This is a genomic window from Herbaspirillum rhizosphaerae (assembly GCF_001189965.1).
Classification (GTDB): domain Bacteria; phylum Pseudomonadota; class Gammaproteobacteria; order Burkholderiales; family Burkholderiaceae_D; genus Herbaspirillum; species Herbaspirillum rhizosphaerae.
The window spans coordinates 563,259-572,538 of record NZ_LFLU01000002.1; the positions used below are offsets into that span (position 1 = coordinate 563,259).

Consider the following 9,280-nt stretch of genomic DNA (forward strand, 5'->3'; position numbering starts at 1 on the left):
GTTGCGCATTTGCGTTGCTCATTTACGCTGATCAATGGCAAGCCGCACCGCCAATGCACCCAGCGTCAGTCCCATGACATAACGTTGCGCTCGCATCCAGCCGGGATTGTTCGAGAAAAAGCTGGCAATCGCACTGGCCGTCAGAATCAGCAAGCCGTTGACGGTGAAGCTGACGGCGATCTGCGTCACGCCCAGCGTCAGGCTTTGCAGCATGACGTGGCCATGTTCGGCATGGATGAACTGCGGCAGGAAAGACATGTAAAACATCGCTGCCTTGGGGTTCAGCAGATTGGTCAGAAATCCCATGCGGAACAAAGTGGCGTTGCTGTCATGCGGGAGATCCTGCGTCTGGAACGGCGAGGCGCCGCCCGGCTTGAGCGCATTCCACGCCATCCACAACAGATAGGCTGCGCCGAGATACTTGATCAGGTCATAGGCCAGCGGCACCGCGAGGAACAACGCCGTCAGGCCGAAGGTGGCCGCCAGCATGTGCACGATGAAACCGGCCGCTACACCCAGCAGCGAAATCATGCCCGCTGCACGCCCCTGGCAGATCGAGCGCGAGACGCAATACATCATGTTGGGGCCGGGCGTGAGCACCAGCACCAGTGCGGCCAGCGCAAAGATCATCAGGTCGTTCAGGGGAATCATGGTGTATGCCTTTCTGTTGCCGAAAGATTAGTGTTTGCCGCCCAACTGCCGCGTCACGTTCACGAACTGCTCGACCTTGGCCAGCGCTGCACCGGAAGCAATGGTGGCGCGCGCCTTGTTCAGCCCGTCTTCTATCGATGCCGCCACGCCGGCGGCATACAGCGCCGTGCCTGCATTGATGGCGACAATGTCGTGCACCGGACCCGGCACGCCCTTGAGCGCTTCGAAGATTTTTTCCTTCGATTCGGCGGCGTTGGCGACTTGCAGGTTGCGGCTGGCGAACATGCTCATGCCGAAGTCTTCCGGATGGATTTCATATTCGCGGATTTCGCCGTTGACCAGCTCGCCGATCATGGTGGCGCCGCCCAGCGTGACTTCGTCCAGATTATCGCGGCCCCAGACCACGATCGCGTGTTGCGCGCCCAGGCGTTGCAGCACGCGCACCTGGATGCCGACCAGATCCGGATGGAACACGCCCATCAGGATGTTCGGCGCGCCGGCCGGGTTGGTCAGCGGTCCGAGGATATTAAATATCGTACGCACGCCCAGCTCCTTGCGCACCGGCGCGGCGTGTTTCATCGCCGCGTGATGGTTGGGCGCGAACATGAAGCCGATGCCGGTCTGCGCGATCGATTGGGCGACTTGTTCGGGTTGCAGGTTGATGTCGGCGCCCAGCGCTTCGAGCACATCGGCGCTGCCTGACGACGACGAAACGCTGCGCCCGCCGTGTTTGGCGACGCGTGCTCCGGCTGCTGCGGCGACGAACATCGACGCGGTGGAAATGTTGAAGGTGTGCGCGCCGTCACCGCCGGTGCCGACGATGTCGAGCAGATTGCTGGTGTCGGCCATCGGCACCTTGGTGGCGAATTCGCGCATGACTTGCGCGGCGGCGGCGATTTCGCCGATGCTTTCCTTCTTGACGCGCAGGCCCATGGTGAGCGCGGCGATCATGACGGGCGACATCTCGCCGCTCATGATCTGGCGGAACAGCGTCAGCATTTCATCGTGGAAAATTTCGCGGTGCTCGATGCAGCGCAGTAAGGCTTCTTGTGGCGTGATGGACATGATGTTCTCGGATGGTGTCGACGGGATCGCAATAGTTACGGCGGTCAAGAGCGCGCGGTGCCGGTCAGGAAGTTTTTCAGCAAGGCGTGGCCGTGTTCGGAGAGGATCGATTCGGGGTGGAACTGCACCCCCTGCAAATCGAACTCCTTGTGGCGTACGCCCATGATTTCGCCATCGTCGGTCCAGGCGGTGACTTCGAGGCAATCGGGCAGCGAGGCGCGCTCGATGGCCAGCGAGTGGTAGCGGATCACGGTGTAAGGGCTGGGGATATCCTTGAACACACCGACGCCGGTGTGGGCGATCTTCGATGTCTTGCCATGCATGACTTGCTTGGCGCGCACGACGTTGCCGCCGAAGGCTTCGCCGATGGCCTGATGGCCGAGGCAGACGCCCAGGATCGGCAGCTTGCCGGAGAAATGCTTGAGCAAGTCGATGCAGATGCCGGCTTCTTTCGGGCTGCACGGGCCGGGCGAGAGGCAGATGCGTTCGGGATTGAGTTTTTCGATTTCGGCCAGCGTGATCTCATCGTTGCGGATGGTCAGCACTTCTTCACCGAGCTCGCCGAAATACTGGACGATGTTGTAGGTGAAGGAATCGTAGTTGTCGATCATCAGCAGCATTTAGATTTCTCCATCCAGTCCGTCTTGCACTTGTTCGGCAGCGCGCAGCACAGCCCGCGCCTTGTTTTCGGTTTCTTCCCATTCCATTTCCGGCACCGAGTCGGCGACGATGCCGGCTGCGGCTTGCACGTACAGCGTGCCGTCCTTGATGACGCCGGTGCGGATCGCGATCGCGACGTCCATCTCGCCGCCGAACGACAGGTAGCCGCAGGCGCCGCCGTAGATGCCGCGCTTGGTTGGTTCGAGCTCGTCGATGATTTCCATGGCGCGCACTTTCGGCGCGCCCGACAGCGTGCCGGCGGGGAAGGTGGCTTTCAATACGTCGAGATTGGACAGGCCCGGTTTGAGCAGGCCTTCGACATTGGAGACGATGTGCTGCACGTGGGAATATTTTTCGATGACCATCTGGTCGGTAACCTTGACGCTGCCGGTGGTGGCGATGCGGCCGATGTCGTTGCGCGCGAGGTCGATCAGCATCACGTGTTCGGCGATTTCCTTCGGATCGGCCAGCAGCTCGGTGGCCAGTTGCGCGTCGCGTTCCGGCGTCGAGCCGCGCGGGCGGGTGCCGGCCAGCGGGCGGATGGTGATCTTCTTTTGCGCCTGGCCGTCGGAGGTCTGGCCGATGGTTTCGTTGCGCACCAAAATCTCCGGCGAGGCGCCGACGATCTGCATGTCGCCGAAGTTGTAGTAGTACATGTACGGCGACGGGTTCAGCGAACGCAGCGCACGGTACAGCATCAGCGGTGAATCGACGTAGGACTTTTTCAGGCGCTGGCCGATCTGCACTTGCATCAGGTCGCCGGCCATGACGTATTCCTTGGCTTTGGCGACGGCCTTCAGGTATTCCTCCTTGGGGAATTCGCGGACGGTTTCGGTGCGCACCGAGCCGCTGGTGACCGGCGCATCGGCCGCGCGGCGCAGCATGGCGCGCAAATCCTTGAGGCGTTGGCGGCCTTTGCTGAAAGCTTCCGGTTGCGAGGGATCGGTGTAGACGATCAGATAGAGCTTGCCGGAGAGGTTGTCGATGACGGCCAGCTCTTCAGTAACGAGCAACTGGATGTCGGGCAGGCCGAGGTCGTCTTTCGGCGCGCTGTCGGCCAGGCGTTTTTCGATGTGGCGTACGGCGTCGTAGCCGAAGTAGCCGGCCAGGCCGCCGCAGAAGCGCGGCATGCCGGGGCGGATCGCAACCTTGTAGCGCGATTGGAACTCGGCGATGAATTCGAGCGCGTTGCCTTCCAGCGATTCGATGACCTTGTCGTTCTTCAAGACTTCGATCTTGTTGCCGAAGCTGCGCAGTTTGGTCGTGGCCGGCAGGCCGATGAAGGAATAGCGGCCGAAGCGTTCGCCGCCGACCACCGATTCCAGCAGGAAAGTATTCTTGCCGGCATTCTGGGTTTGCGCCAGTTTGAGGTAGAGGGTCAGCGGGGTTTCCAGATCGGCGAAGGCTTCGGCGATCAGGGGGATGCGGTTATAGCCTTGCGAGGCCAGCGATTTGAATTCGAGTTCGGTCATCGTTTCTCTCCAGGACCGCTATTGTAAGACGGCTTGCGGGTTGCAGGACGGCTTGAAGCGTCCCGGCAAGCGCGTGCCGACGTGAATTAGCAGTATTTTTAAACAGGGGTGTGTTGCAAAAAACTTGCCGGTCGCGGGGGAAGAAGAGCGGCCGGCAGCTGACGTGGGTTAGTTAGCCCAGGATTGCCAGCGTCGCCACAGCCAGGCCTCAGGGGCGGCTGATTTGTTGGCGTTGAGTTTTTTGTCGAGAAACATTTGTCAGTGGTCTTTAGATAATGACTACGCTAATGCTTAAGAAATTTGGTGCGCTGCATCCAGCAGCGTTGGAACTATACCATCGGAATCGACATTGTGTATAGGTTCGCCGTGATTGTAGCCGTAAGGCACGTTGAGCACGCGGCAACCCGCAGCCCGCGCGGCTTGTGCGTCGTTGGACGAATCGCCGATGGCGACCACTTGCGCCGGTTGCAGGGAAAAATCTGCGCAAACCTGCAGCAAAGGCAGGGGATCCGGTTTCTTTTTCGGCAAGGAATCGCCGCCGTAGATGACGTCGAAATACGGATACAGACCCTTTTTATCCATCAGCGGCAGGGCGAAGGCGATCGGCTTGTTGGTCACGCAGGCCAGGCGCAGGCCTTTGGCTTTGAGCGCCTGCAAGCCTTCAATCACATTTGGATAGAGCGTGGCGTAATCGCCGTTGATGGCGAGGTAATGCTCCTGATACGACGCCAGGGCTTCCTCGAAGCGCTGCTCCACGCCGTCTTCGTCGTAATCGACGGCCAGCACGCGGCGCATCAGGTTTTCCGATCCCTTGCCGACAAAATTGACGATGGTTTGCATCGCCAGCGGCTCCAGGCCCAGGTCGGCGCGCATGCGGTTGACCGCGACGTGGAAATCCGGCGCGGTGTCGAGCATGGTGCCGTCGAGGTCGATGATGGCGGCTTTGATGTTGTCGAGCATGGGATCTTCTTCGGGCGGATTATGTCGGATTACTTGGCCAGTTCGCCGCGCATGGCGTCGATCACGGCCTTGTAGTCCGGCTTGCCGAAGATAGCGGAGCCGGCCACGAAGGTGTCGGCGCCTGCCTTGGCGGCTGCGGCGATGTTTTCGATTTTGATGCCGCCGTCGACTTCCAGCATGATGTCGCGGCCGGATTCGTCGATGCGGCGGCGCACTGCAGCGATTTTGTTCAGCGCCTCAGGAATGAAAGACTGGCCGCCGAAGCCCGGATTGACGGACATGATCAGAATGATATCGATCTTGTCCATCACGTGGTCGAGGAAATGCAGCGGCGTGCCGGGATTGAACACCAGGCCGGCTTTGCAGCCGTTGTCGCGGATCAGTTGTAGCGAACGGTCGATGTGTTCCGAGCCTTCCGGGTGGAAGGTGATGATGTTGGCGCCAGCCTTGGCGAAGTCGGGAATGATGCGATCCACCGGCTTGACCATCAGATGTACGTCAATCGGCACCTGCACATGCGGGCGGATGGCTTCGCAAACCAGCGGTCCGATGGTGAGGTTGGGAACGTAATGGTTGTCCATCACGTCGAAGTGGATAATGTCGGCGCCGGCAGCGACGACATTGCGGACTTCTTCGCCCAGACGGGCGAAATCGGCGGACAGGATACTGGGGGCGATACGGTAGTTAGGCATGGCGATATGGCTCTGGCAGGGCGATGGTGCGATTAAAGATGCGCTATTTTACCCGTTCGCCGGGCCCCGGTTTTGTTGCAAGCCTTGCACTTGCGGTTGTTTTCGTGTGGAATGGGCTTGGCTTTTTACAAAATCGAGGAAATCCGCATGGCGACATATGAGTTTACGGTGACGGTCAAGACGCAGTACCTGGAAGAGCAATCTGACCCGGCACGTTCACATTATGTGTTTGCTTACGCGATCACCATCGTCAATACCGGGCAGGTGCCTGCTCAGCTGATTTCGCGCCACTGGGTCATCACCGATGCCAACAACCATACCGAAGAGGTGCGCGGTCTGGGCGTCGTCGGTCATCAGCCGTTCCTGCAGCCGGGGGAACAGTTCGAGTACACCAGCGGAACGTCGCTGAAGACGCCGCAGGGCTCGATGCACGGAGAGTATTTCTGCGTCGCCGAAGATGGCGAGCAATTCGACGTGAAGATCCCGGAATTTATCCTGTCGCTGCCACGCACGCTGCACTAAGCGTTGACATGAACGTTCAAGCCTGGTCGTTGTCTTTCTTCTCGCCCGGATTTTTTGTCTGAACGGATTGGTCCGGCTTGCGTCCGGAAAACATGGTCCACCAGACGATGAAGACGAAGATAAAGAAGGCGCCGCCGGCTTCGAGCATTAACCACCACATTTTCACGTTTCCTCAATGTCACTTATTCAAAAGAGTTCTCGCACCAGTTTACCCGCATTAGCCGTCATCGTCGCCTTATGTCTCGCAGCTTGCACGACGACGCGTCCGCTCCCGTCGGCGACACCGCCGACCACTCCCGCCACGCCGGCAACGCCGACGCAGCCTGAAACCCAGGCGCAGACGCTGCAAAGAAGCACGTTTGCCGCGATGCCTGGCTGGGATCGGGACGAAGTGCGCGAAGCCTGGCCGGCTTTCCTGACTTCCTGCCAGACGCTGGTTCGCCGCCCGGAGTGGAAAAACGCGTGTACGACCGCGCGCCAGGTCAATGCCAACGACGAAGGCGCGATTCGGGCGTTCTTCGAGTCCGGCTTCACGCCGTACAAGGTATTCAATCCCGACGGCAGCGATACCGGCCTGGTGACCGGCTATTACGAACCCTTGCTGCGCGGATCGCGCAAACGCGGCGGGCCGTATCAGACGCCTCTCTACAAGGCGCCGGATGATTTGCTGACGATCGATCTGGCAAGCCTCTATCCAGAACTGAAAAACATGCGTCTGCGCGGCCGTGTGGTCGGCAACAAGGTGGTTCCTTACTTTTCGCGCGCCGAACTGCTGCAGTCGGGGGCCTTGAACGGCAAGGAGCTGGTCTGGGTGGATGATCCGGTGGAAGCTTTCTTCCTGCAGGTGCAAGGCTCCGGTCGCGTGATTTTGGATGGTTCGCAGGAAACGGTGCGTCTGGCCTATGCCGACCAGAACGGCTATCCCTACAAGTCCATCGGGCGCTATCTGGTCGACAAGGGCGAAATGACGCTGTCGCAGGCTTCGGCACAAGGCATCAAGGCCTGGGTGATTGCCAATCCGTCGCGCCAGAATGAGCTGCTGAACGCGAATCCCAGCTATATCTTCTTCAAGGAAGAGAAAATCGGCGATCCGTCGAAGGGCCCGAACGGCGCGATGGGCTTGCCGCTGACCGGCCAGCGCTCGATTGCCGTTGATCGCCAGCATATTCCGCTGGGCGCGCCGGTGTTTTTGGCGACCACGCAGCCGAACAGCGATGCGCCTCTGCAGCGCCTGGTGCTGGCGCAGGATACCGGCGGCGCGATTCGCGGCGCAGTGCGGGCGGATTACTTCTGGGGTTTCGGCAATGAAGCAGGCGAAAAGGCCGGCGCCATGAAGCAGCGCGGGATGATGTGGGTGTTGTTGCCTAACCCCTGAGTTGTCTTATAAATTCTGTCGCGGACAAAGAAAACCCGGTTTGTCTATATAGAGCAAGCCGGGTTTTTTATTGCGCGAAGGCGTGGCTGATTAACGCAGGACCAGCACCGGGATGGAAGAGTGCGCCAATACCTTTTGCGTCTTACTGCCAAGAAACAGTCGACTCAGGCCGCTTCGTCCGTGGGACGCCATGAAAATCACGTCGCAATTGAATTTCTTGGCGGCGTTGACGATTTCCTCGTCGGGGGCGAACGACAGGACCGTGGTCGTTTCGCAGTCCACACCAGCCGCCTTGGCGGCGTCGGAGATCTTCTTCACGTTTTGTTCGGCGAGAGTGCGGACGTTCTCTTCATAGATACCGGGATCGATGGCCATGGAGCTTTCAGCCAGCGGCGAGAAGGGATAGGGTTCTGCGACTGAAATGCCGATGATCCTGGATTTGCAGTGCTGCGCGTAATCGATGGCGTTGGCGATGGCCTTGTCCGAGCGCTCCGATCCATCCGTTGGTACAAGAATGGTCTTGAACATGTGATCCTCCTTGGTTGTGGTGAAGGGGGTACTCTCAGTATAGGCTCAGACCTCAGGGGTGCGAACTAATTCCTCGCGGCCCTTTGATCTCGCGCAAGTTTCATTGGCGGTACAATCAGCCGAGCAAGAATATTTCACTTCCACGCTATCCCTATATAGAGGAGACAAGATGAGTTACGAAAACATTTTGACCGAGACGCAAGGCAAAGTCGGCGTGATCCGTCTCAATCGCCCGAAGGCGCTCAATGCGCTGAACGACCAATTGATGACTGAGCTGGGCGAAGCCTTGCTGGCGTTCGATGCCGACGAAGCGCTGGGCTGTATCGTCATTACCGGCAGCGAGAAGGCATTTGCTGCGGGCGCCGACATCACCGTGATGGCCGGCTATAACTATATGGACGTATTCAAAGGCGAATTCATTACACGCAACTGGGAAACCATCCGCCGCGTGCGCAAGCCGGTGATTGCCGCCGTGGCGGGTTACGCCTTGGGCGGCGGCTGTGAACTGGCCATGATGTGCGATTTCATCATTGCTGCCGATACCGCCAAGTTTGGTCAGCCCGAAGTGAAGCTTGGCATCGTTCCCGGCGCCGGCGGCACCCAGCGCTTGCCGCGTGCGGTGTCGAAAGCCAAGGCGATGGACCTGTGCCTGACCGGTCGCATGATGGACGCGCAGGAAGCCGAGCGCGCAGGCTTGGTGTCGCGCGTCGTTGCCGCCGACAAGCTGATGGACGAGGCGCTGGCCGCAGCCATCACGATTGCCGACATGTCGCAGCCCGTGGTCGCGATGATCAAGGACTCGGTGAATCGTGCGTACGAATCGACGTTATCCGAAGGCATCAAATATGAGCGCGCGATGTTCTATAGCTGCTTCGCCACGGAAGACCAGACGGAAGGCATGAAGGCGTTCATGGAAAAGCGTCCGCCGAATTTCAAGAACCAATAATCTGCTGTTCTTGTTTGTCGGAAAAACTGCCCCCATCCCGTCAGGGATGGGGGCAGTGCTTTTTGGGTTTTGACTTTGGTGTGGGTCGTCATCCAATGCTGATAAGGGTTTGCGGAAGATGGATGAAGAAACTTCAAATAATTTCGCAAAAGGGCTTGCGGTATTGGCGGGAGCTTTGCTATAGTTCGCCTCCCCGCTGATTCAGCGATGCAGCAAGCCGCAAGGCGGCGCAGGTTTGAGGCGGTTGGGGGAAGTAAAACAGGTTTTTGGAAGTGAGAAGTTGCAGTAAGAATTTTTAGTGAAGCGTTAAAAAAGATGTTGACGCAAATTAAAAAACGCTACATAATCTCATTTCTCTGCTGCTGACAAACAAAACGATTTGTCGGCGACGCAAATAGCACTTCGGTGT

At 58.9% G+C, this 9,280-nt stretch carries 11 protein-coding genes; 3 read left to right on the forward strand and 8 right to left on the reverse strand.

Annotation, left to right across the window (positions count from 1 at the left end):
* Positions 1-18: 18 nt before the first annotated feature.
* The 6 genes from AKL25_RS05360 to rpe all read right to left on the reverse strand — a co-directional run bounded on the left by AKL25_RS05360 (position 19) and on the right by rpe (position 5,500).
* On the reverse strand, positions 19-651 hold the full coding sequence (locus tag AKL25_RS05360) for a LysE family translocator (RefSeq protein WP_050476585.1): 633 nt from the start codon (positions 649-651) through the stop codon (positions 19-21).
* Positions 652-678: 27 nt separating this feature from the next.
* On the reverse strand, positions 679-1,716 hold the full coding sequence (trpD, locus tag AKL25_RS05365; protein WP_050476586.1) for an anthranilate phosphoribosyltransferase: 1,038 nt from the start codon (positions 1,714-1,716) through the stop codon (positions 679-681).
* A 44-nt stretch (positions 1,717-1,760) separates the two neighbouring features.
* Complete coding sequence (locus AKL25_RS05370) at positions 1,761-2,336, reverse strand: anthranilate synthase component II (RefSeq protein ID WP_007880783.1); 576 nt, start codon at positions 2,334-2,336, stop codon at positions 1,761-1,763.
* Positions 2,337-3,848 (reverse strand): anthranilate synthase component I, encoded by a 1,512-nt coding sequence (gene trpE / locus AKL25_RS05375; RefSeq protein ID WP_050476587.1) that lies wholly within the window; start codon positions 3,846-3,848, stop codon positions 2,337-2,339.
* Between the two features lie 291 nt (positions 3,849-4,139).
* Positions 4,140-4,808, reverse strand: a complete 669-nt coding sequence (locus AKL25_RS05380) for a phosphoglycolate phosphatase (protein WP_050476588.1) — start codon at positions 4,806-4,808, stop codon at positions 4,140-4,142.
* Between the two features lie 29 nt (positions 4,809-4,837).
* Entirely contained in the window at positions 4,838-5,500 is a 663-nt protein-coding gene (gene rpe / locus AKL25_RS05385; protein WP_050476589.1) for a ribulose-phosphate 3-epimerase, read from the reverse strand.
* A 147-nt stretch (positions 5,501-5,647) separates the two neighbouring features.
* Here rpe and apaG point away from each other — a divergent pair, with 147 nt between their 5' ends.
* On the forward strand, positions 5,648-6,022 hold the full coding sequence (gene apaG, locus AKL25_RS05390; protein ID WP_050476643.1) for a Co2+/Mg2+ efflux protein ApaG: 375 nt from the start codon (positions 5,648-5,650) through the stop codon (positions 6,020-6,022).
* A 16-nt stretch (positions 6,023-6,038) separates the two neighbouring features.
* Here apaG and AKL25_RS24415 read toward each other — a convergent pair whose 3' ends face one another.
* Entirely contained in the window at positions 6,039-6,182 is a 144-nt protein-coding gene (locus tag AKL25_RS24415) for a hypothetical protein (protein ID WP_167541855.1), read from the reverse strand.
* A 15-nt stretch (positions 6,183-6,197) separates the two neighbouring features.
* Between AKL25_RS24415 and mltA the strand changes: the two genes are divergently transcribed.
* Positions 6,198-7,397 (forward strand): murein transglycosylase A, encoded by a 1,200-nt coding sequence (gene mltA / locus AKL25_RS05395; RefSeq protein WP_050476590.1) that lies wholly within the window; start codon positions 6,198-6,200, stop codon positions 7,395-7,397.
* A gap of 90 nt (positions 7,398-7,487) precedes the next feature.
* Here mltA and AKL25_RS05400 read toward each other — a convergent pair whose 3' ends face one another.
* Positions 7,488-7,925 carry a universal stress protein gene (locus tag AKL25_RS05400; protein ID WP_050476591.1) on the reverse strand — a complete coding sequence of 146 codons (438 nt, stop codon included), beginning with the start codon at positions 7,923-7,925 and terminating at the stop codon, positions 7,488-7,490.
* Positions 7,926-8,094: 169 nt separating this feature from the next.
* On the opposite strand from AKL25_RS05400, the gene AKL25_RS05405 reads away from it, so the two are divergent.
* The gene (locus AKL25_RS05405; protein WP_050476592.1) at positions 8,095-8,871 is read left to right on the forward strand and encodes an enoyl-CoA hydratase; all 777 of its coding nucleotides are present in this window, start codon (positions 8,095-8,097) and stop codon (positions 8,869-8,871) included.
* Positions 8,872-9,280 lie beyond the last annotated feature (409 nt).